Source organism: Telluria sp. ZB4P36 (assembly GCF_059685865.1).
In genome coordinates, this window is sequence record NZ_JCASIE010000014.1 from 109,037 (window position 1) to 129,444 (window position 20,408).

At 66.9% G+C, this 20,408-nt stretch carries 19 protein-coding genes; 10 read left to right on the top strand and 9 right to left on the bottom strand.

The annotated features are described in order from the left end of the window. Nucleotides 1–95: 95 nt before the first annotated feature. From AC56LK_RS17975 to AC56LK_RS17985, 3 genes are all read right to left on the bottom strand, one after another. Complete coding sequence (locus tag AC56LK_RS17975; RefSeq protein WP_497185848.1) at nucleotides 96–1,766, bottom strand: flagellinolysin; 1,671 nt, start codon at nucleotides 1,764–1,766, stop codon at nucleotides 96–98. 86 nt (nucleotides 1,767–1,852) lie between these two features. Further along, a complete protein-coding gene (gene ugpQ / locus AC56LK_RS17980; protein ID WP_497185849.1) occupies nucleotides 1,853–2,605 on the bottom strand; it encodes a glycerophosphodiester phosphodiesterase in 753 nt (250 codons plus the stop codon). A 22-nt stretch (nucleotides 2,606–2,627) separates the two neighbouring features. Further along, a complete protein-coding gene (locus AC56LK_RS17985; protein WP_497185850.1) occupies nucleotides 2,628–2,975 on the bottom strand; it encodes a DUF1294 domain-containing protein in 348 nt (115 codons plus the stop codon). Between the two features lie 149 nt (nucleotides 2,976–3,124). On the opposite strand from AC56LK_RS17985, the gene AC56LK_RS17990 reads away from it, so the two are divergent. Both AC56LK_RS17990 and AC56LK_RS17995 read left to right on the top strand, forming a co-directional pair. Further along, entirely contained in the window at nucleotides 3,125–3,667 is a 543-nt protein-coding gene (locus tag AC56LK_RS17990; protein ID WP_497185851.1) for a hypothetical protein, read from the top strand. Between the two features lie 23 nt (nucleotides 3,668–3,690). After that, nucleotides 3,691–4,113 (top strand): DUF3597 domain-containing protein, encoded by a 423-nt coding sequence (locus AC56LK_RS17995; protein ID WP_497185852.1) that lies wholly within the window; start codon nucleotides 3,691–3,693, stop codon nucleotides 4,111–4,113. A gap of 18 nt (nucleotides 4,114–4,131) precedes the next feature. On the opposite strand, the gene AC56LK_RS18000 is transcribed toward AC56LK_RS17995, so the two are convergent. Both AC56LK_RS18000 and trpS read right to left on the bottom strand, forming a co-directional pair. Continuing rightward, nucleotides 4,132–5,181, bottom strand: a complete 1,050-nt coding sequence (locus AC56LK_RS18000) for a serine endopeptidase (RefSeq protein WP_497185853.1) — start codon at nucleotides 5,179–5,181, stop codon at nucleotides 4,132–4,134. Nucleotides 5,182–5,312: 131 nt separating this feature from the next. Then, a complete protein-coding gene (gene trpS / locus AC56LK_RS18005) occupies nucleotides 5,313–6,341 on the bottom strand; it encodes a tryptophan--tRNA ligase (protein WP_497185854.1) in 1,029 nt (342 codons plus the stop codon). A 306-nt stretch (nucleotides 6,342–6,647) separates the two neighbouring features. On the opposite strand from trpS, the gene AC56LK_RS18010 reads away from it, so the two are divergent. Next, nucleotides 6,648–8,966 carry a family 1 glycosylhydrolase gene (locus AC56LK_RS18010; RefSeq protein WP_497185855.1) on the top strand — a complete coding sequence of 773 codons (2,319 nt, stop codon included), beginning with the start codon at nucleotides 6,648–6,650 and terminating at the stop codon, nucleotides 8,964–8,966. Nucleotides 8,967–9,053: 87 nt separating this feature from the next. Further along, on the top strand, nucleotides 9,054–10,811 hold the full coding sequence (locus AC56LK_RS18015) for a cation:proton antiporter domain-containing protein (protein WP_497185856.1): 1,758 nt from the start codon (nucleotides 9,054–9,056) through the stop codon (nucleotides 10,809–10,811). A gap of 4 nt (nucleotides 10,812–10,815) precedes the next feature. On the opposite strand, the gene AC56LK_RS18020 is transcribed toward AC56LK_RS18015, so the two are convergent. The 3 genes from AC56LK_RS18020 to AC56LK_RS18030 form a co-directional block, all read right to left on the bottom strand. Then, on the bottom strand, nucleotides 10,816–12,063 hold the full coding sequence (locus tag AC56LK_RS18020; RefSeq protein WP_497185857.1) for a glycoside hydrolase family 1 protein: 1,248 nt from the start codon (nucleotides 12,061–12,063) through the stop codon (nucleotides 10,816–10,818). Nucleotides 12,064–12,142: 79 nt separating this feature from the next. Continuing rightward, nucleotides 12,143–13,744, bottom strand: a complete 1,602-nt coding sequence (locus AC56LK_RS18025; RefSeq protein ID WP_497185858.1) for an NAD(P)-binding protein — start codon at nucleotides 13,742–13,744, stop codon at nucleotides 12,143–12,145. Then, a complete protein-coding gene (locus AC56LK_RS18030; RefSeq protein ID WP_497185859.1) occupies nucleotides 13,744–15,255 on the bottom strand; it encodes a polyamine aminopropyltransferase in 1,512 nt (503 codons plus the stop codon). The genes AC56LK_RS18025 and AC56LK_RS18030 overlap by 1 nt, the downstream gene beginning before the upstream one ends. 60 nt (nucleotides 15,256–15,315) lie before the next feature. On the opposite strand from AC56LK_RS18030, the gene AC56LK_RS18035 reads away from it, so the two are divergent. From AC56LK_RS18035 to AC56LK_RS18060, 6 genes are read left to right on the top strand one after another with little or no spacing between them, the layout of a single operon-like run. Next, on the top strand, nucleotides 15,316–15,702 hold the full coding sequence (locus AC56LK_RS18035; RefSeq protein ID WP_497185860.1) for a DUF350 domain-containing protein: 387 nt from the start codon (nucleotides 15,316–15,318) through the stop codon (nucleotides 15,700–15,702). 33 nt (nucleotides 15,703–15,735) lie between these two features. Continuing rightward, nucleotides 15,736–16,761, top strand: coding sequence for an SPFH domain-containing protein (locus AC56LK_RS18040; protein ID WP_497185861.1), 1,026 nt, complete (start codon nucleotides 15,736–15,738; stop codon nucleotides 16,759–16,761). Next, nucleotides 16,761–18,212 carry a DUF4178 domain-containing protein gene (locus AC56LK_RS18045; RefSeq protein ID WP_497185862.1) on the top strand — a complete coding sequence of 484 codons (1,452 nt, stop codon included), beginning with the start codon at nucleotides 16,761–16,763 and terminating at the stop codon, nucleotides 18,210–18,212. The genes AC56LK_RS18040 and AC56LK_RS18045 overlap by 1 nt, the downstream gene beginning before the upstream one ends. Nucleotides 18,213–18,222: 10 nt before the next feature. Further along, nucleotides 18,223–18,384 carry a hypothetical protein gene (locus tag AC56LK_RS18050; RefSeq protein WP_497185863.1) on the top strand — a complete coding sequence of 54 codons (162 nt, stop codon included), beginning with the start codon at nucleotides 18,223–18,225 and terminating at the stop codon, nucleotides 18,382–18,384. Then, nucleotides 18,381–18,740: an adenosylmethionine decarboxylase gene (gene speD / locus AC56LK_RS18055; RefSeq protein WP_497185864.1), complete on the top strand. Its 360-nt coding sequence runs from the start codon at nucleotides 18,381–18,383 to the stop codon at nucleotides 18,738–18,740. The genes AC56LK_RS18050 and speD overlap by 4 nt, the downstream gene beginning before the upstream one ends. A 35-nt stretch (nucleotides 18,741–18,775) precedes the next feature. Then, complete coding sequence (locus AC56LK_RS18060) at nucleotides 18,776–20,026, top strand: CaiB/BaiF CoA transferase family protein (RefSeq protein ID WP_497185865.1); 1,251 nt, start codon at nucleotides 18,776–18,778, stop codon at nucleotides 20,024–20,026. Between the two features lie 51 nt (nucleotides 20,027–20,077). On the opposite strand, the gene AC56LK_RS18065 is transcribed toward AC56LK_RS18060, so the two are convergent. Continuing rightward, on the bottom strand, nucleotides 20,078–20,401 hold the full coding sequence (locus tag AC56LK_RS18065; protein ID WP_436107109.1) for a hypothetical protein: 324 nt from the start codon (nucleotides 20,399–20,401) through the stop codon (nucleotides 20,078–20,080). Nucleotides 20,402–20,408 lie beyond the last annotated feature (7 nt).

Below are 20,408 nucleotides of genomic sequence, written 5' to 3' on the forward strand. Positions count from 1 at the left end.
TAGGGGCGGAATGAGGGAGCATGCGCTATAAAAAATCGATTATAGCCTAGCTGGGCGGACGCTTATTGGCCCGCCGGATATTTACGGGCCAGGCCTCAACGCAGCAGCGACAGAACCGCCCGCGGCTGGCTGTTCGCCTGCGCCAGCATCGCCGACGCCGCCTGCTGCAGGATCTGTGCGCGCGTCAGCCCAGCCGCGGCGCCGGCGTAGTCGACGCCTTCGATCCGCTCCTTGGCCGCCGCCATGGTGGCGGAACTGGTCTGCAGCGCGCCGGCCGCCAGGTCGAGCCGGTTGCCGGAGGCACCGGCCACCACGCGCTGCTGGTTCACGAATTCCAGCGCCTGGTCCACGTGCAGCAGCGCCACCGCGCCGCGCTGCATGTCGAGGTCGGCCAGCCCGAGGGCATGTGTATTGATGGCGCTGAACTGCAGGTCGATCAAGTCGCCCGCGCTGTCGCCGGCCTGCACCTGCACCCGGCGCATGCCGGTGTACCCGCCCAATTCGGGATACTCCACCACGAAGCGGCCCAGGCCGTCGCTGGCATTGTTGTCGCCGCTGTCGGCCACCACGCTACGCGCGGTCATGACGGCCTTGCCGTCCGCGTCGAAGCCGCCAATGGCGCCCGTATCCGCATTGGTCAGGTTCAGTTTACCGCTGATGAAAGCGGCGCCCTGGGCAGCGAATTCGGCGCGGAAGTCCGCCTCGTCCACAATGTCGCCACCAGTCAGCGCATTCAGCGCGTCATCGAGGTCGGCCGCCTGGTTCCGGTTCAGGTATTGCATCACCCCCTTGATGCCGCCCTCCACGCCGAAATCCTTCATGCGCTGGTGCAGGTAGCGGGCGGCGACATAGGCGCCCTCGTATTCGTAGGTGCCGCCCGAGATGCCGCCGACGATGTCGGCGGCCAGGGCGCCGCCCGCCATGGCGCTGCGCACCCGCTCGTCGGCGCCGTGAATCAGCTCGGCCGCGCCTTCCTTCAGCCAGTGCGGCAAGGCCGCGAAGTTCATGGAGCGTCCCATGATGGCGTGCGCCATCTCGTGCGCGATGATGCGGTCGCTGTACATCGGGGCGCTGCCGCCGTCCGGCGTGGCCGCGGTGCCGAAGTAGGCCATGTTGATGTTCAGGTGCATATCGTTGGTCTTGCCGTCGCCTCCCACAACCCCGCTGACCGAGGCCAGCACGCCGGGGTCCCACGCGTCCTGGTCGAGGTCGACCGTGAGCGTGACCCCGTCGGCCTCGATCCCGAACAGGTCCTTCATCATCTTTTCGGATGCGCTCAGCCAGCCGGTCTTGAGGCCGTCGATCACCGCCCGCTTCCTGTCGTCGCCGCCAATGCTGACGCGGTCCTGCGAGAAGATCGCCTCGCCATTGAATTCGGTCTGCGCGCCGACCTGGTTGATGTGGTTCAGGATCTCGTTCGCCTCCCGCTGCAGCGTGGCGCGGTCGGCGGCGCCGTAGCTGCCGTTACCGGCCGTGACCGCCAGTTCGCGCAGGCGCTGCAGGCTGTCGGCCACGTTGGCGAGCGCGCCGTCCGCCACTTGCAGCATCGAACTGCCGTCGCTGATGCTGCGCATCGCCTGGCTGACCCCGCGCATGCCCGCATCCATGCGCGCGGCAATGGCCTGGCCCGCCGGGTCGTCGGCGGCCTTGTTGATGCGCGTGCCCGCAGTCAGGCGCATGAGCAGGGTCTCCTGTACGGCGGCGTGCAGGCGCAGGCTGCGCTGGGCATGGAGCGACAGCGAATTATTATTGATTGACAATGACATCAAGTCATCCGTTTAGGCAGTTGTCAGAACTTATCGACAACCGGTCAATTTTCTGAAGGGCCCTGTTGAAATTTTCTTAATACGGATCAGGCCAGGTCGGGGCCGATCAGGTCGATGCGGTCGGTACAGAAAGCCTCGACGCCCCAGTCCAGCAGTTCGCGGGCGCGCTGCGGTTCATTGACGGTGTAGCAGAACAGCCCGAAGCCGGCGTCGCGCACGACCTTGGCGAGCGCCGGGGTCAGGTGGCGGTGGTTGGTATGGATCGCCACCGCCTCGACCGAGCGCGCCAGCGGCTCCCAGCCGGGCGGCAGCTCGCTCATGAGGAAGGCGCGCGGCAGGTCCGGGGCGGCGTCGCGCGCGCTTTCCAGGGTGGCCAGGCTGAACGAGGACAGCAGCGGCACCCGCTCCAGCTGTCCGGCCGCGATCTCGTCCGCGAACACGGCGCGCGTGATGCGTGCGACCTTGTCGCCGGTCTCGCGGTCGAAACCGCGGGCCGGCTTGATCTCGATGTTCATCCAGATGCCGCGCGCCTTGCAGTACTGCACGAACTCGAAGAACAGGGGTACCGGCTCGCCATGGAAGTCCGGGCCGAACCAGCTGCCGGCGTCCATCTGCGCCAGCTCGTGCGCGTCGTAGTCGAACACGTGGCCGGCGCCGCTGACGGTGCGGCCCAGGTAGGGATCGTGCATCACCACCGGCACGCCGTCGCGCGCCAGCATGACGTCGAACTCGACCGCGCGGAAGCCGTAGTCCATGCCGCGCCGCAGGCCGGCGAACGTGTTCTCGGGAGCCAGCGTGCCGCCGCCGCGGTGGGCCAGGATCCGGGGATATCGCCACATGCTCTCTTCCTCCGCGCTGGAGTCAAGGAATCGGTGCTGCGCCCAACCGGGAAAGATACAGGAACAAGCCCAGGTTCAGCACGACCGTCAGGTAAAACTTCCACTGGAACGACTGTTTCGACGTCTTGTGCCGCAGCCACTTCTGCGCCAGCAGGGCGCCCGGCCAGCCGCCGACCAGGCCGAGCAGCAATAAGGTCGACTCCGGCGTGCGCCAGTTGCCCTTCTTCGCGGCCGACTTGTCGATCGCATACGCCACGAAACAGCTCAGGCTGATCGCCAGGTAGGCGCCGCCGACCAGCAGGGGCAGGTTCCAGCGGACGGTGGCGAAGGCATAGGCGGCGGCAAATAGCAGGAGCAACAGGTAAGACATGCCGGCCAGCTTAACCTGCCTGCCCTATTGATGTCTACATGGAAAGTAAATACAGCTTTCGACCCTCGACCGTTGGATAACGAACAGAGAAATCCCTGTCAAAACACCTACTCTCGACCTTCCAGCTTCTGAAAGCAAGGGAGTACAACATGGCATTTGATCTTGGCAACCTATTGAACCAATACCTGGGCGGCGGCGCCGGCGGCGGCAACATCAGCCAGGCCAACGACGACTTCGACCGGGTGGCGCAGAACGCGCCGCCCGATATGCTGGCGCGCGGCGTGACCGGGGCCCTGCGCTCCGACCAGACCCCGCCCTTTCCGCAGATGGTCAGCCAGATGTTTGGCCAGAGCAATCCGAACCAGCGCGCAGGCATGCTGAACCAGCTGCTGGCGACCCTGGGACCGGCGGTGCTGTCCCAGCTCGCCAGTCGCGGGTCCGGCGGCCTTGGCGGTCTCGGCAGCATTTTCGGCGGTGGACGGGCGCCCACCCAGGTGACGCCGGAACAGGCTTCGCAGGTCTCGCCTGAAGAGGTGCGCGAACTGGCCGAAAAAGCGGAGCAGGAAAATCCGAGCATCGTCGACCGGATGGGTGATTTCTATGCCCAGAATCCCACCCTGGTCAAGGCAATCGGCGGCGCCGCCCTTGCCATTGCCTTGGGCCACATGGCGCAGAACATGCGTCGCCAATAATCTCACCAAGCAAAGAGGACTATATGGGCATCCTAAGCAATATCTTCAGCAAGATTTTCCCGAAAGCTCACGCTGCCAACAAGGGCCCTCAGGCACAACCCCAGGCCCAGCCGCAGGCGCAGGCACCCAAGCCGGCCGCTCCCGCAGCTCCGCAAGCCCAGCCGCAGGCCGCACCCGCCATGATGGACCAGGTGGACGTCGAGGAAATCCTGGGCAAGATGCAGGCATCCAGCGGCCAGCAGCTGAATTGGCGCACGTCCATTGTCGACCTGCTCAAGCTGCTCGACCTGGACAGCAGCCTGCAGGCGCGCAAGGAGCTGGCCGCCGAGCTGCACTACACGGGCGACACCAGCGACTCGGCCGCGATGAACATCTGGCTGCACCGCCAGGTCATGAACAAGCTGGCGGCTAACGGCGGAAAGGTCCCGGCCGACCTGCGTGACTAAAGCTGCTCTCCCATGGGCTCATTCAGCCAGGGAGGTATTCGCCGCCGTCCCGCACGAGAAGCAGAAGCGGGCGAAGGCGTTCTTGCGGCTGCAGCAGCAGCCGCAGCGGTCGAACAGGCCGATGCCGCAGTGCGGGCAGAAGTCGACGCTCGTATCCTTCAGGTCGACCGGCCGCTCGCATCCAGGACACACGCCCTTGCCCAGCCGGGCCAGGGCCGCGTCGTAGCGCAGGGTCTGGCGGCGCTGCAGGTCCGGCAGTGCCTCGGCCTGCTTCTGGCGCGCCAGGTAGCGCTGCAGCGACTGAATTGCATAGCGCCCCGCCAGCACGGTGACGGCGATGCCGACCAGGTAGCGCACATAGCCGCCGTAGCTCGGCAGATAAGGCACGAGCTCGAAGAAGAAGGCGAACAGTGCGAAGAAGATGAAACCCCATACGAAGGGCCAGTAGGCGCTCTGGCGCTTGCGTGCGAACAGCCAGCCGGCCAGCACCAGCAGCGGCAGGGTCAGCGCCAGGCGATACAGGAAGACGCGCAGCTCCTTGCTGGTGGCGGCCCGCGCATAGGCGTCGCGCGCCGGCTTTTCCATGCGTTCCCAGCGCATCTGGGCGCGCTGCAGGGCCTGGTCGGCGTCGAGCAGCGCCTGCTGCTGGGCCTGGACCACCGCCAGCGCGGCGCGCTCGGCGCGCTCCAGCCGATCCAGTCCACGGGTACGTTCGAGCAGCTCGGGATCCTGGTCCGGCCTGGCGGTGGCGCGCCGCGTCGCCAGCCAGTTGTCGAAGGTCTCGCGCGCCGAACGGGTATTCGCGCGCGCCACCTCGTGCTGCTGGGCCGCCTGCTCCAGCTGCAGCTGGGCGGCCTCGCGGCGCGCCCTTGCCGCAGCCTGCCCGTCGCGCAAGGCGTCCACCTGGTTGCGGTCCATGAACTGCTCGATGCTCAAGGGCTGCTCGACGTTCCACAGGTTGTGAACGATCTTGCCGCCCAGGCCAATCAGGAAAGACGCGAACGCAAGCGCGACCAGCCACAGCGCGCGCTGCATCCATTTTTCGGTCAGGCGCAGGCCTTTGCTCATGGGGGAGTCCTCCAGTGACGTTGAAGCCTGCAGCTTGCCACCGGAGGAGATCGCGGGCCAGTGCGGACCGCGAGGGAGGCAGGTGCCGATACGCGCGGTACCACCGCGCGATACCGGCACCTGGCTTCAGATCAGAAGTACGACAGTCCCAGCGCCTTTTTCACTTCATCGGTGGTCTGCGCCGCCACTTCACGCGCCTTCATGGTGCCTTCCTTCAGGATCTGCAGCACCTGGCCGCGGTCCTTGGCGAACTCCTCGCGGCGCGCGCGGATCGGCGCCAGCAGTTCCTGCAGGATGCCCTCGAGGCGCTTCTTGACCACGCTGTCGCCCAGCCCGCCGCGGGTGTAGTGGGCCTTCATCTCGGCCAGGCCTTCCTTGTCGGTGTCGAAGGCGTCGAGGTAGATGAAGGCCACGTTGCCCTCCAGGTGGCCCGGGTCGGACACCTTCAGGTGCAGCGGGTCGGTATAGACCTGCTTGACCGCGGCGCGGATCTCGTCGGCGGAGGCGCCCAGGTTGATGGTGTTGCCGAGCGACTTGCTCATCTTGGCGCGGCCGTCGATGCCCGGCAGGCGGCCGACTTCCGGCACGATCGCCTTGCACTCGACCAGGATGTCCTTGTCCCCGCCGTAGGTGCGGTTGAACTTGCGCACGATCTCGTTGCACTGCTCGATCATCGGGATCTGGTCCTCGCCCACCGGCACCACACTGGCCTTGAAGGCGGTGATATCGGCGGCCTGGCTGGCCGGGTAGGTCAGGAAGCCGGCCGGGATGTCGCGCTCGAAGCCGCGCAGGATGATCTCCTGTTTCACGGTCGGGTTGCGCTCGAGGCGGGCCACGGTCACCAGGTTCAGGTAATAGAAAGTGAGCTCGGTCAGTTCGGGGATTTGCGACTGGATCAGGATGGTCGTACGGGCCGGATCGATGCCGCAGGCGAGGTAATCGAGCGCCACTTCGACCACGTTCCGGTGTACCTTACCGATGTCATCCATATTGTCGGTCAGCGCCTGGGCGTCGGCCAGCATGACGAACTGGCGGTAGGTGTCCTGGTAGGCCACGCGGTTGCGCAGGCTGCCCACGAAGTGGCCGAGGTGCAGCGGACCGGTAGGACGGTCGCCGGTGAGGATGACTGGCGCGGCGGTGGAAGGGGTTTGGGAGCTCATCGGGTTTCCTTGTTATTGCCCCGATCCTCCTGCGCCAGAAACAAAAACGCCACCCGGATCGAGGCGGCGTTAGTCGAAATGCAGATCATTTCCTGTGGCCGCACGCTAGGAGCGGCGCCACCAGGTCAAGAAAAGATGATGTGCTTTCGGAAAATTCATGGACCGCATGGTTGCAGGTTGGCGCAAGGATGTCAACCGCTACCTGGCACATGGCCTGCCGGCCGGCTCCCCCTTTCGACGCTTTTGTACCTGGGACGCCGAGCTGCACGGAAATTGTTGTTAGAAAACTAATATTTGGTGAAACTGATGAATCCACAAAAGAGCACGAACAGCCAAACCCGCCCACTGGAACTCTGGGGCGGCCTCGAATGTACGGTCAACCGCGTCCGCGACGAGTATTTCAGCCAGCTCGACCGCAATGGCCACGCCGCACGCGCCTGCGACATCGGGCGCTTCGCGTCCACCGGCATCCGGGCAATCCGCTATCCCGTGCTATGGGAACGTACCGCACCCGACGGCCTGGCGAGTGCCGACTGGCGTTGGGCCGACGAGCGCCTGGAAGCCCTGCGCGGCGCAGGCGTGACCCCGATCGCCGGCCTGGTGCACCACGGCAGCGGCCCGCGCCACACCAGCCTGGTCGACCCAAGCTTTGCCGAGCAGCTGGCCGAGTATGCCGGCGCCGTGGCCGCGCGCTATCCCTGGATCGAGTACTACACCCCGGTCAACGAGCCCTGCACCACCGCCCGCTTCGCCGGCCTGTACGGCGTCTGGTACCCGCACGGCCGCGACGACCGCACTTTCATCGAAGCCCTGCTGATCCAGTGCCGCGCCGTGGTGCTGGCGATGCGCGCGATCCGCGCCGTCAATCCGGATGCCAAGCTGGTCCAGACCGACGACCTCGGCAAGACCTACGGCACTCCGAAACTCGCCCACGTCGCCGAGTTCTACAACGAGCGGCGCTGGCTGGCCTGGGACCTGCTGTGCGGGATGGTCGACGAACAGCACAAGCTGTGGAAGTACCTGCTCAAGACCGGCATCGACGCGTCCGAATTCCTGTGGTTCCGCGAGAACCCCTGCCCGCCCGACATCATCGGCGTCAACTACTACGTCACGTCCGAGCGCTGGCTCGACCACCGACCCGAGCGCTTCCCTGAGCACCACCGCGGCGTGGCGGACGGCATCCCCTGCGCCGACATCGAAGCCTCGCGCGTGCTGGCCACGCCGACCCCGGGCATCGCCCCGCTGCTCAGCGAGATCTGGGACCGCTACGGCATCCCGCTGGCCATCACCGAAGCCCACATCGACGCCAACCGCGAAGACCAGCTGCGCTGGCTGCTCGAGATCTGGGAAGCGGCCCAGCAGTCGCAGCAGAACGGCGTCGACGTGCGCGCCGTCACCGTCTGGTCGCTGCTCGGTTCCTTCGACTGGAACAGCCTGGTCACCCAGAACAAGGGCTACTACGAGCCGGGCCCCTTCGACGTGCGTTCGCCGATGCCGCGCCCGACCGCACTGGCGAAGATGATGAAGGAACTATCTTCCGGCACACCGCTGTCGCACCCGGTGCTGCGCGGCCAGGGCTGGTGGCGCCGCCCGGGCCGTTTCCTGTGCCACCCGCCGGTGGCCACCCCCAGCGCGCTGACCTCGATCTCGGCCGACGGCCACCGCCTGGTGGGCACGGGCGCGGCGCCGATCCTGATCCTTGGCGCGACCGGCACCCTGGGCCGCGCCTTCGCCCGCGTCTGCCGCAAGCGCAACCTGTCCTACCGCCTGCTGTCGCGCAAGGAGATGGACATCGCCGACGCCGATTCGGTCGAGCGCGCGCTGGCCGAGCACCAGCCCTGGGCGGTCATCAATACCTGCGGCTACGTGCGTGTCGACGAGGCCGAGCACGATGCGGAGCGCTGCCTGCGCGAGAACACGCTCGGCGCGGCGCTCCTGGCCGCGGCCTGCGCGCGCCACGGCATCCACCTGACCACCTTCTCGAGCGACCTGGTGTTCGACGGCCGCCAGGACCGCCCCTACGTGGAATCCGACCCGGTGGCGCCGCTCAACGTCTACGGCCGCAGCAAGGCCGAGGCCGAGACGGCCGTGCTGGACAAGCATTCGGACGCGCTGGTGGTGCGCACCAGCGCCTTCTTCGGGCCCTGGGACCAGCACAACTTCGTCACCCTGGCCCTGAATGCGCTGGAGCGCGGCGAGCCTTTCGCCGCCTCCAACGATTTGACCATCACGCCGACCTACGTGCCGGACCTGGTGCACGCCTGCCTCGACCTGGCGATCGACCGCGAAGCCGGCATCTGGCATCTGTCGAACGGCGGCGCCCTGACCTGGGCCGAACTGGCGCAGAAGGCGGCCGAGCGGGCCGGCGTGGATGCGAGCCGGCTGGAGGCGCGTGCGATCGCCTTCCCGGCGGCGCGGCCTGCGTACTGCGCCCTGACCAGCGAACGCGGCATCCTGCTGCCGCGCCTCGACCAGGCGCTCGACCGCTACCTCGAACTGCGCAACGTCGAGGACCCGGAGATCGAGGAACTCCAGCACACCGCCGAAAGCCGCCAGCCGGTGGCGAGCGGGCACCGGCAGCAGGAAGAGACGCCGCCGGAGGCGGTGCAGGCGGGGAATTGCTGATGGCGGTGAGCCCGCGCTAGCAGACTTGGGGCCCGGCCTGCGCCGGGACGTTACAATCCGGCCAACAACAACCACCGGCCATCCACCGTGCAAGAGCAACACTCGTTCCCCTTCCTGCGGGAGATCCTCCTCTTCCTGGTCCTCTCCGGCATCCTGATCCCCACCCTGCAGCGCCTGCGTATCAACCAGGTGGTCGGCTTCCTGGCGGTCGGCACCCTGGTCGGCCCCTTCGGCCTGGGCCTGCTGGCCGGCGAGGTCCCATGGCTGGCCTTCCTCACCTTCCCGCGCGACCAGGGCATTGCGGCGCTGGCCGAAATCGGCGTGCTGTTCCTGATGTTCATGATCGGCCTCGAGCTCTCGGCGGCCCGCCTGTGGGCGATGCGGCGCTGGGTGTTCGGCGCCGGCACCGCGCAAGTGCTGGCCAGCGCGGCGCTGGCCGGCGGCGTCCTGTTCCTGGCCTATGGACTCGACTCCCAGACCGCCCTCGTCGTCGGCCTGGTGCTGTCGCTGTCTTCCACGGCCGTCGTCATGCAGCTGCTCGCCCAGCAGCAGGCCACCGGCAGTCCACTCGGCCAGGCGGCGTTTGCCATCCTGATGCTGCAAGACCTTGCCGTGGTCCCGATCCTGCTCCTGATCGGCGCCCTGGGTGGAGACCACGGCGACGGCATCGCCCTGCTGGCACTGACCACCTTGCTGAAGGCCGCGATCGCCATCGGCCTGATCTACCTGGTCGGCGGCCGCATCGTGCGCAAACTGTTCCGCTCCTTCGCCGAACACCGCCAGCCGGACGTGTTCATGGCGCTGATCCTGCTGAGCACCTTCGGCATCGCGGGACTGTCGGCCGCCGCCGGCCTGTCGATGGCGCTGGGGGCGATGATCGCCGGCCTGCTGCTGGCCGAGACCGAGTTCAAGCACGAAGTCGAACTGATGGTCGAGCCCTTCAAGGGCCTGCTCATGGGCCTGTTCTTCATGACGGTCGGGATGAGCATCGACACCCGCCAGATCCTCGACGCGCCCCTGCTGCTGGCGGCCTCGGTGGCCGGGCTGGTGCTGCTCAAGGCGCTGGTGGTCGCAATCCTGCTGCGCATCGGCGGCCAGCCCTGGAGCCGCGCCGTCGAGGGCGGCCTGCTGCTGGGCCAGGGCGGCGAATTCGCCTTCGTGGCGATCGGCTACGCCATGACTTCGCAAGTGCTCGAAACGACGCTGGGCGCGCAGGTCATGCTGGTGGTCGGCCTGTCGCTGTTCTTCACGCCGATGCTGGCGCGCCTGGGTCGCTTCATCGGCGAGCGCCACGAGCATGCGCGGCACGAACAGGCGGCGGCCAGCGACGACGCTGCGCTGGCCTCGGCGCGCGGCCGCGTCATCATCGCCGGTTTCGGCCGCGTGGGCCAGCAGCTTGCCAAGCTGCTGGGCGAGCAGAACATTCCCTTCGTGGCCTTCGAGTGCGACGCCAAGCTGGTGTCGCAACTGCATGCGGAAGGCCGGCCGGTCTACTTCGGCAATGCCTCGCGGCCGGAACTGCTGCGCCGCGTGCATGCCGACGAGGCGCCCGCGATCGTGCTGACCATGGACCATCCGGCGTCGGCCATGCAGGCGGTGCGCGGCATCCGCCGCGAGTTCCCGCACGCGCGCCTGTTCGTGCGCTCGCGCGACGAAAAGCACGCGCGCGCCCTGCGCCTGGCCGGCGCCAGCGTGGTGGTGCCGGAGACGCTGGAAGCCAGCCTGCAGCTGTCGGCCTTCGTGCTGGAGGCGATGGGACTGGACGAGCGCATGGTGGACGGCATCGTCGACCACGAGCGCGACCTGGTCACCGCCAGACTGCTGGAGCCCGAACGCGCGGGCTAGACGCTCAGTGCCAATCCTTATCCGGGCGCATGTTGAGCCGGTGCGCCGCATCGACGATATCCTGCAGATCCACCGGGTCGCTGAACGGGTCCGGGTCCAGTTCGGTGACCCGGTTCAGCTCCTTCTGCCAGCGGCGCAGCTCATCGACATAGGGCTGGTGCGGTACCCGCTTCAGGATGCCGTTTTCCTTGACCAGGTCGCAGATGCCGTTGCCGACCCACTCGCCGGTATGCCAGTTCGGCATGTCGACCGCCGGGAACAGGCAGACCCCCTGCAGGTCCATGCCGCGCTGCACCGCCGCCAGCGATTCGCCCATCACATCCCTGAGCCAGTCCGGGCGCCCGTGCCCGAGGCCGCTGGTTTCGCCGATGATCATCGGCCGGCGGTAACGCTGCCAGACCGTGTCCAGCATGTCGCACAGCGGCGCGATGCGGTCGTCGCCCGGCGGCAGGGCCGCATGCGGCCCGCTCTCGCGGTACTCCATCTGCCCGAAGGAGTAATTGTTGGCGCCGACGATGTCCAGGATCTCGGGCGAACCGCCGAATTCGGGATGCTCGCGCCCGCTGATGATGTCCCAGGCAAGGAAGGTGTCGGATTCGGTCTCGTGGCGCGCGGCCTCGATCTGGTCGGGGCGGTCGCGCGGCGCCACCACCCGCACCAGCGGATCGATGTGCACCATACGCGCGCCGGAATCGACCTGGCGAATCGCGTTCACCCCGGCGATCGCCGCCCGAGACAGGGCCACCCGCAGCCGCAGGCGGTCTTCGCGGGTGCAGCGATAGGGCGCGGCCCAACCCCATTCGCCGGCGCAGTAGGAAAAGAAGGTGATCTCGTTGATCGGCGTGAAGAAGGCGGGACTGTGGGGGACCTTCGGCAGCACATATTCGGCCGCGGCGCGACAATAGTTGGCGAAGCGGGCCACGAAGGTATCCGAGAACGGATCGAGGTCATCCGGATAGCCGTAGTGGCACAGGTCCCAGATCGGCATGATCTTGGCCGCGTTCATGGCTGCGATATAGGGATCGAGGAGCGAGAAATCATAGCTCCCGCCCCGGTCCGCCAGCGGCCAGGGGATGCCTTCGCGCGCCACGGCGATGCCCAGGCGGTTCAGGATCTGGTAGTCCTCGGCGACGTGGCGGTCGTGCCCGGTTTCCGCAACCAGGTTGCGCCGCACGCCGCCTTTCCACAGGAAATTCGAGCATTCGAAGCCGGACAGGAAGAAGGTGGGGAAGATCCCCGGACGCCGTACCATGCGAACTCCTTTCGGTGCTTGCCTGGAAAAACCAGGCCGGAGCCCTAGCATGCCACGAGTCGATCTATCGCCGTGCACGTCAGGCGAGTGCCTGTTCTCCTGCGCGGCATCCCCACCATGCGGCCTCCTCGAATACCGAGAGGCCGGACAGGTCGGCATGGGCGAACAGCACCGGCCCCTTCGCTTCGCGCAACGACGCCAGGCCCGCATTGGCCCGGAAGCCCGGCTGCGGCACCGCCATCGCATGCGCGCGCAAGGTAATGTCGACCCGCTCGACGCAGGGCGTGAAAGCCCAGCCGTAGGCATCTTTCAGGTCGGAACTCGCCAGGGCCAAGAGCTCGGCCGGGCTGGCCGACTGCATCCAGCGCCGCGCCGCCGCCGGCGTGTGATGCGACAGCGCCGTATAGGCCGTGAAGACGGTCTTCTCGGGCGGGCGCGAGCGGATTTCCTGGTGGGTCGAGACCACGTAGCCGAGTCCCCTGCCCTGGTAGACCACGTTGTCCCAGGCCAGCTGTGCCCCGTCGAGCTCGCGCGGGAAGTCACGCATCAGGAAGTTCGACACCATCCAGGGCGCGTAGTCCGGCAAGTGCTTGCGGGAGTCGAAGCCGTAGCGCTCGATGCCCTCGACCACGCGGCTGGCGACGAATAGCGGCATCGCGCAAATCGCCCGGCGCGCACGTATGAGAAAGGTATGCGGCCTGCCCTCCTCCAGCCTGAAGCACAGCGCTTCGACCTTGCCGTCCACTTCTCGCACGGACGCTGCCGTCCCGGAACGCCGGCGCGAACCCGCCTTCGCCACCAATGCTTCAGCCAACGGCGCCAGCCCGCCGGGCCAGGTCAGCAGCGCGTTCTCGCCGGCGTTGGCGGCCTGGCCCCAGCGTCCAGCGAAGTAATGAACGCCGGCCCAGGCGGAGACGCGATCGAGGCCGGCGCCGTAGTCGTCGCGGCAGCAGTAATCGAGGTACCAGCGCAGCGTCGCAGAGCGGTAGCCTTGATCGCCCAGCCACTGCGCGAAGCTGACGCCGTCCAGCGCTGCGAACCCGGGATCGTTGGAGGAAAGCGCGAGCGGGAAGACGAAAGCGCGCCGTCCATCGCTTCCCCGCAGGTGACGCAAGCGGGCCATCTCGTCGAAGAAGGCCTTGTGTTCGGCCGCATCGCCGGCATCGGTGGGCACCAGGCCTTCGTGCCATTCGCCGCCGCGCAGCAGGCGCTCCTCCGGCCCGTGCAGGATGAAGCGCTCGTCGTAGTAGGGCTGGTCCTTGCCGGCGTCGCGCAGGATGATGCCGAGATCAAGCAGCATCTCGCGCACGTGGGTCGACTCCGGCCCCGGCAGCGGCAGGTAGTGCGCACCGGTCGGGCAGGCCAGCTCGACGTAGCGGCTGCCGGCGGCGTTGCCGAAGGCTTCCGGCCCGTCGAGCAAGAGAAAATCATCGTGCCCCAGCCGTCCCAGTTTCCAGGCCGCGCTCAGGCCGGCGATGCCGGAGCCGAGGATCACGACATCGGTCTCGATGGTTTCGGAAGGCGGCGGCATGGCCCCGCGGTCGCGCAGGAAGTGCCCTTCCGCCCGGCCTGGTGCATGGACGGCCGGCAAGATCTCCTGCCAGCGATGGAAACCGGCGGCGGTCGCCAGCCCGGCCGCCCCGGCCCCGGCAGCGCTCACCAGGAAGGAACGCCGGTCCATCAGCGGATCACCTGCTGCCAGTCTTCCTCGAATTCGCGCACCAGCGACTGGGTGTCGAGCCGGTTCGGCGCCATGGGGCGGCGCGGCATGTCGGGCGGGAAGTCGAACATGGCGCGGGTGGTCTCGCCGGTGAGGTAGCGCATCGGCAGGCGATACGCGGTCGGCGGCGCGAAGCGGCCCTGCGGCGAAGCCATGATGAAGCCCCACTCGCCGAATGAAGGCACGTACAAATGGTAGGGCCAGGTCTGCAGGCCGACTTCGCGCAGCGTCGCCTCGATGGTCCAGTAGGCGTTCGGGGCGAAGAACGGCGAGGTCGACTGCACCGCGATCAGGCCGTTGGCGGCCACGTGCTTGCGCAGCATCCCGTAGAAGGGCACCGAGTACAGCTTGCCGAGGGCGAAGCTGGACGGGTCGGGGAAGTCGACGATGGCGACGTCGTACATGCCGGCTTCCTTCTGCAGCCAGATGCCGGCATCGGCATTCACGATCTTCACCCGCTTGTCCTGGAGCGCGCCGGCGTTCAGCTTGACCAGTTCGGGACGGGTGGCGAAGGCGCCGGTCATGGCCGGGTCGAGGTCGACCAGGGTCACCTCTTCGACCTGCGGGTAGCGCAGCACTTCGCGCAGCGCCAGGCCGTCGCCGCCGCCCAGCACCAGCACCCGCCTGGCCCAGGGCAGCGACTGCATCGCCGGGTGCACCAGCGCTTCGTGGTAGCGGTATTCGTCGCGCGAGGAGAACTGCAGGTTGCCGTTGATGTAGAGGCGCAGGTCGTCCTTGAAGCGCGTGATCACCAGGCGCTGGTAGGGCGTGGTGGTCGAGTACACGACGTCGTCGCCGAACAGCCCGTGCTCGCCCCACTCCACCATCCGGTCCGAGAAGCCGAAGCCCAGCACAAGCGTGAACAGCACCGCGCTGGCGCGGATCGCCTTGCCGCGCAGGTGGTTCAACTCGGCGCGGAACACGTACAGGGTCCACATGGCGACGCCGACGTTGAGCATCCCGAACAGGAAGCCGGTGCGCACCAGGCCCAGGTGCGGCGCCAGCACCAGCGGGAACAGCAGCGACACCGCCAGCGCGCCGAGGTAGTCGAAGGTGAGCACGCGGCTGACGATCTCGGCGAACTCGGTGCGGCGCTCATTCAGCGCGCGCATCACCAGCGGCACCTCCATGCCGACCATGGCGCCGATCAGGAACACGGTCACGTAGAGCACCGTGCGGAAGGGCGCCCCCATCCAGGTGAAGGTCATGAACAGCATCGCCGCCGAGAGCCCGCCGATCAGGCCGACCGCGAGCTCGATGTCGATGAAGCGCGACAGCACGTCTTCGTCGCGCACGTATTTCGAGAAGTGCGCGCCCACACCCATGGCGAATAAATAGCAGCCGATGATGGTGGAAAACTGGAGGACCGAATCGCCCAACAGGTAGCTGGATAATGCACCGGCAATCAATTCATAGGCGAGGCCGCAGGAAGCGACGACGAATACCGAGAGGATCAGAATTCTTTTGGTCATGAGACAAATTTGTTCTAAGATCGCGCTTGCAATCTCGTCTATTTTTCTTTGGAGAATCTTGTGCCCGCCATCCTAAACTATGTGCTGCATCTTGCGACGGCAATCGCGCTGGTTCTGGCATTTTTTGTGGTGTACACGCGGGTCACGCCTTACGACGAAGTGCTGCTCATCCGCCAGGGCAACTGCGCCGCCGCGGTCTCGCTGGGCGGCACCCTGCTCGGCTTCTCGGTAACCATCGCCTCGGCCCTGATGCACACCGACGACTACTATGAATTTGCCGGCTGGGCCGCGCTGGCCATGCTGCTCCAGGTGCTGGTGTTCGTCATCGCCACGCGCCTGCTGCGCATGTCGAAGGACCAGATCGAGAACAACAACATGGGCTTCGGCACCCTGCTCGGCGCCATCTCGCTGTCGATCGGCCTGGTCAACGCCGGCAGCATCTCCTGACACCTACTCACCACGCATAGAAGAGGTCCCATCATGTCTCTCGGCTCATTCATCAAGAAGCAGTTTCTCGACGTCCTGCAGTGGAACGAGGAAGGCGAAGGCGTGCTGGCCTGGCGCCATCCGATGGAGGACTTCGAAATCCAGAACGGCGCGACCCTGGTCGTGCGCGAGTCGCAGGTGGCCGTGTTCGTGGACGAAGGCCGCGTGGCCGACGTGTTCGGCCCCGGCACCCACCGCCTGACCACCTCCACCCTGCCGGTGCTGACCAACCTGAAGAACTGGGACAAGCTGTTCGCGTCTCCCTTCAAGTCGGACGTCTACTTCTTCAGCACGCGCGTGCAGACCGGCCGCAAGTGGGGCACGCCGCAGCCGGTGACGATCCGCGACAAGGATTTCGACATGATCCGGGTGCGCGCCTTCGGCATGTACTCTTACCGCATTGCGGACCCGCGCCTGTTCTTCACCGAGATCAGCGGCACCCGCGCCAGCTATACCCGCGAGGAAGTCGAAGACCAGCTGCGCGGCCTGATGCTGGCCACCATGGCCAACTCGCTGGGCGCGTCGAAGATCGCCTTCCTCGACATGGCCGCCAACCAGACCCTGATGGCGCAGCAGATCCGCGGCGACCTGGCGAATGCCTTTGCCCGCTACGGCATCGGGCTGGACGAATTCAACGTCGCCAGCGTCAGCCTGCCGGAAGAACTGCAGGCCGCGCTCGACGAACGCATCTCGGCCGGCATGAAGGCCAGCCTGGGCGCCGACAAGATGGGCGGCTTCACCCAGTTCCAGGTGGCGAGCAGCATCCCGCTGGCGGCCCAGAACGAGGGCGGCATCGCCGGCATCGGCGCCGGCGCCGGCGCGGGCATCGCCATCGGCCAGGCCATGGCCCAGGGCATGCAGGGCGCGTTCGCGCCGCCGCAGCCGGCTGCCGTGCCGGCAGCCGCCGAGTCGATCGAGGACCGCCTGGCCAAGCTCAAGGGCCTGCTGGACAAGGGCCTGATCTCGCAGGGCGACTATGACAGCACCAAGGCCGAGCTGCTCAAGAAACTGATCGGCTGATGCAGACCGTTTCCTGTCCTTCCTGCGGCGCGCCAGTTGCCTTCCGCTCGCATGCCTCGGTCCTGGCGGTGTGCGAGTACTGCCGCGCGACCGTCCTGAAGGAAGCCGATGCCGTGCGCGACCTCGGCAAGATGTCCGAAGTGCTGGAAGACTATTCGCGCATCCAGATTGGGACTTCCGGCGTGCATGGGGGCCGCAGCTTCACCGTGGTCGGCCGCATCCAGCTGCGCTACGACGCCGGCATGTGGAACGAGTGGTACCTGCTGTTCGACGATGGCATGGACGGCTGGCTGGGCGACGCCTCCGGCCAGTACGTGCTGACCACGCAGCGCGATTTGGCGCCCGGCTTCCCGGCCTTCGACGCTATCCAGGTCACGCGCCAGTATGACATCGGCTTCGGTCCCTACGTGGCATCCGACAAGCGCGTGGCCCGATGCACCGGCGGACAGGGCGAACTGCCTTTCCGCGCCGGTGAAGGCTGGGAAGCCCGGGTGGCCGACTTCCGGCGCGGCCCGAGTTTTGCCACGCTCGATTATTCGGACGGCACGCCGCCCCTCCTTTATGCCGGCAATGCGGTGACGCTGGAAGGCATGAAGTGCCAGCTGCTGCGCGACGACGAGCAGATCAAGGCCAGCGCCGGCAAGTACCGCGGCAAGGTCGACGTGCTGCAGTGCCGCTCCTGCGGCACCTCGATCCGCTATCTGCCCGGGCTGGCGGCCAATTGCGTCTGCCCTGCCTGCTCCACGCGCATGGATGCGTCCTCGCCCAAGGTCGAAGTGCTGCTCAAGGGCGATGAGCACGAGCGCGTCCAGTTCACCTTGTCCCTCGGCGCGACGGCCAGGATCGGCGCCCAGACCTACACGGTGCTGGGCGCGATGCGGCGCGAGGACGACGAAGGCGAGAGCTGGGACGAGTACCTGCTGTATTCCGCGCAAGGGCCCTTCTTCTGGCTGGTCGAAACGAGTGAAGGCTGGTCGCGCTCGCAGGTGATGGACGACTGGCCGACGCCACCACTGCCGGCCATGCATGCCGTGCAGGTGGACGGCGTGAGCCATGAGCGCACCTGGGAGTATCCGGCGCGTGTGGCGTATGCGGCGGGCGCCTTCAACTGGCGCGTCAAGGCCGGCGATGTGGTCCAGGTGACGGAGTACGAACATGGCCAGAACGGGCTGGCGGCCGAATACACGATGGATGAGCTGAGCTGGTCGCGTTCGTCGCCCGTGGCGGAAGACCAGGTACGCAGCTGGTTCGGGCTGGCGAAGCCCGCCGGGGCGAAGACCGGCAAGAAGGCACTGACGCAGGCCGACATCGCCTGGCGCGCCCTGCTCTGGATCCTTGGGCTGAATTTCATTCCCTTGATCTTCAACTTCACCCCAACGATCTTCCTGCTCGCCGTCGGGCTGGTGGCGCTGTTCCTGCCGCTGATGCTTGCCCCGAACAAGACACAATGAGCCCCATCGCATGAAGCGCAATTTCCTCCTCTACGCCATCGTCGTCACCCTGGTCACCACCGTCGTGTGCTGGGTCAGCATGGCTTCCTCGGCCCGCACCGGCGGCGGCAACAGCTGGCGCAGCCACAGCTACGGCGGCGGCGGCGGCTACTCGGGCGGCAGCCACAAGTGAACACGCCACACCGCCCCACGGGCATCCACCTGCTGGCCGACCTGGCCGGCATCGATGCCGCCCTGTTGACCGATCCAGGCGCAATCGACGCACTATTGCGCGAAGCCGCGCTGGTGGCCGGCGCCCGTATCCTGCACAGCCACTTCCACGCGTTCGGCCCCGGCATGGGCGTGACCGGCGTGCTGCTGCTGGCCGAGTCGCACATCTCGATCCACACCTGGCCCGAGCACGGCTTCGCCGCGGCCGACATCTTCATGTGCGGCGAGGCCCAGCCGCAGCGCGCGCTCGCCGTCATCGACGCCGCGCTCCAGCCGGCCACGCGTTCGGTCCGGACCATCGCACGCGGACAGCTATAATCCGGAACTTGTCCAGACAACCCAGCAGGAACAGAATGACGCAATCCGGTACTCCTTCCGTGCTGCCGAAGGCGCTCGGCCACATCCGCGTGCTCGACCTCTCGCGCGTGCTCGCCGGCCCCTGGTGCTCGCAGAACCTGGCCGACCTCGGCGCCGACGTGATCAAGATCGAGCGTCCCGGCAACGGCGACGACACCCGCGCCTGGGGCCCGCCCTATGCGAAGGACGAGGAAGGCCGCGACACCAGCGAAGCCGCCTACTACCTGTCGGCCAACCGCGGCAAGCGCTCGGTGACGGTCGATATCGCCAGCGCCGAAGGCCAGGCCCTGCTGCGCGAACTGGTGAAGTACTGCGACGTGGTGCTCGAGAATTTCAAGGTCGGCCACCTGAAGCGCTATGGACTGGATTACGAGAGCCTGAAGGCCATCAAGCCCGACCTGGTCTATTGCTCGATCACCGGCTTCGGCCAGGACGGCCCCTACGCCCACCGCGCCGGCTACGACTTCCTGATCCAGGGCATGGGCGGGCTGATGTCGGTCACCGGCGAGCGCGACGACCTGCCGGGCGGCGGCCCGCAAAAGGCCGGCGTGGCCCTGACCGACCTGATGACCGGCATGTACGCGACCGTAGCCGTACTGGCGGCGCTGACCCACCGCGACCGCACGGGTGAAGGCCAGCACATCGACATGGCCCTGCTCGACACGCAAGTGGCCATGCTGGCCAATATGGGCAGCAATTACCTCAACAGCGGCAAGCCGCCCAAGCGCTGGGGCAATGCGCACGCCAACATCGTGCCCTACCAGACTTTCGCCTGCGCGGACGGCCATATCATCGTCGCCACCGGCAACGACGGCCAGTACCAGAAATTCGTGGAAGCCGGCGGCAGGCCTGAGCTGGGCAGCGACGCGCGCTTCGCGACCAATCCGCTGCGCGTGAAGAACCGCGAGCTGCTGGTGCCGATCCTGGCGGAGATGGTGAAGGAAAAGCGCCGCGACGCGTGGATCGCCCTGCTCGAATCGGTCGGCGTGCCCTGCGGGCCGATCAACGACATCGGCGAGGTCTTCGCCAATGAACAGGTGCAGGCGCGCGAAGTGGCGATCGAATTGCCCCACCCGACTGCGGGCAAGGTCAAGCTGGTGCGCAATCCGATCCGGATGTCGGCCACGCCGGCAACCAGCGACAAGGCCCCGCCCCTGCTGGGCCAGCACACCGACGAAGTATTGAGCGATGTGCTGGGCCTCGGCGAGGCGGAGATTGCCGCCCTGCGCGGCAAGGGAATCGTCTGATTGTCGTAGCGTGGGCGGGAGACCCGCCCACGCTACAGTTTGCAACGCGTATCAGTGCAGCTGGTGCTTGAGGTCCGACAGGACGTCATGCACCCGCGTCACCACCGACGCGACCTGGGGCGATGGCTGCCCGCTGCGGCACATCCGTTTGGCTTCGTCCCCCATCTCTTCCAGCCGGTCGATGCATTGCACGATGCGCGACTGGTCGTTCGACTGCATCACGCGCTGGGCTTCCGGCATTTCGTGGGCGATCTTCTGGATGCAGTCGCGGATCTCTTCCGGCGCACCCTGGTCGTTGCGCGTCACTTCTTCGGCCTGGTTAATCGTCTGCTGGATCTGGGTGAAACGCTGTTGAATTTCGGCAGGTTGCAACATGATTGAC

Bases quoted from the DNA above. Each gene is read 5' to 3' on its own strand.
- AC56LK_RS17990 (WP_497185851.1), top strand. From the start codon at position 3,125: ATGGCATTTGATCTTGGCAACCTATTGAACCAATACCTGGGCGGCGGC.
- AC56LK_RS17975 (WP_497185848.1), bottom strand. From the start codon at position 1,766: ATGTCATTGTCAATCAATAATAATTCGCTGTCGCTCCATGCCCAGCGC.
- AC56LK_RS18020 (WP_497185857.1), bottom strand. From the start codon at position 12,063: ATGGTACGGCGTCCGGGGATCTTCCCCACCTTCTTCCTGTCCGGCTTC.
- AC56LK_RS18025 (WP_497185858.1), bottom strand. From the start codon at position 13,744: ATGGACCGGCGTTCCTTCCTGGTGAGCGCTGCCGGGGCCGGGGCGGCC.
- AC56LK_RS18010 (WP_497185855.1), top strand. From the start codon at position 6,648: ATGAATCCACAAAAGAGCACGAACAGCCAAACCCGCCCACTGGAACTC.
- trpS (WP_497185854.1), bottom strand. From the start codon at position 6,341: ATGAGCTCCCAAACCCCTTCCACCGCCGCGCCAGTCATCCTCACCGGC.
- AC56LK_RS18000 (WP_497185853.1), bottom strand. From the start codon at position 5,181: ATGAGCAAAGGCCTGCGCCTGACCGAAAAATGGATGCAGCGCGCGCTG.
- AC56LK_RS18040 (WP_497185861.1), top strand. From the start codon at position 15,736: ATGTCTCTCGGCTCATTCATCAAGAAGCAGTTTCTCGACGTCCTGCAG.
- AC56LK_RS17985 (WP_497185850.1), bottom strand. From the start codon at position 2,975: ATGTCTTACCTGTTGCTCCTGCTATTTGCCGCCGCCTATGCCTTCGCC.
- AC56LK_RS18065 (WP_436107109.1), bottom strand. From the start codon at position 20,401: ATGTTGCAACCTGCCGAAATTCAACAGCGTTTCACCCAGATCCAGCAG.
- AC56LK_RS18060 (WP_497185865.1), top strand. From the start codon at position 18,776: ATGACGCAATCCGGTACTCCTTCCGTGCTGCCGAAGGCGCTCGGCCAC.
- AC56LK_RS17995 (WP_497185852.1), top strand. From the start codon at position 3,691: ATGGGCATCCTAAGCAATATCTTCAGCAAGATTTTCCCGAAAGCTCAC.
- AC56LK_RS18050 (WP_497185863.1), top strand. From the start codon at position 18,223: ATGAAGCGCAATTTCCTCCTCTACGCCATCGTCGTCACCCTGGTCACC.
- AC56LK_RS18030 (WP_497185859.1), bottom strand. From the start codon at position 15,255: ATGACCAAAAGAATTCTGATCCTCTCGGTATTCGTCGTCGCTTCCTGC.
- ugpQ (WP_497185849.1), bottom strand. From the start codon at position 2,605: ATGTGGCGATATCCCCGGATCCTGGCCCACCGCGGCGGCGGCACGCTG.
- AC56LK_RS18045 (WP_497185862.1), top strand. From the start codon at position 16,761: ATGCAGACCGTTTCCTGTCCTTCCTGCGGCGCGCCAGTTGCCTTCCGC.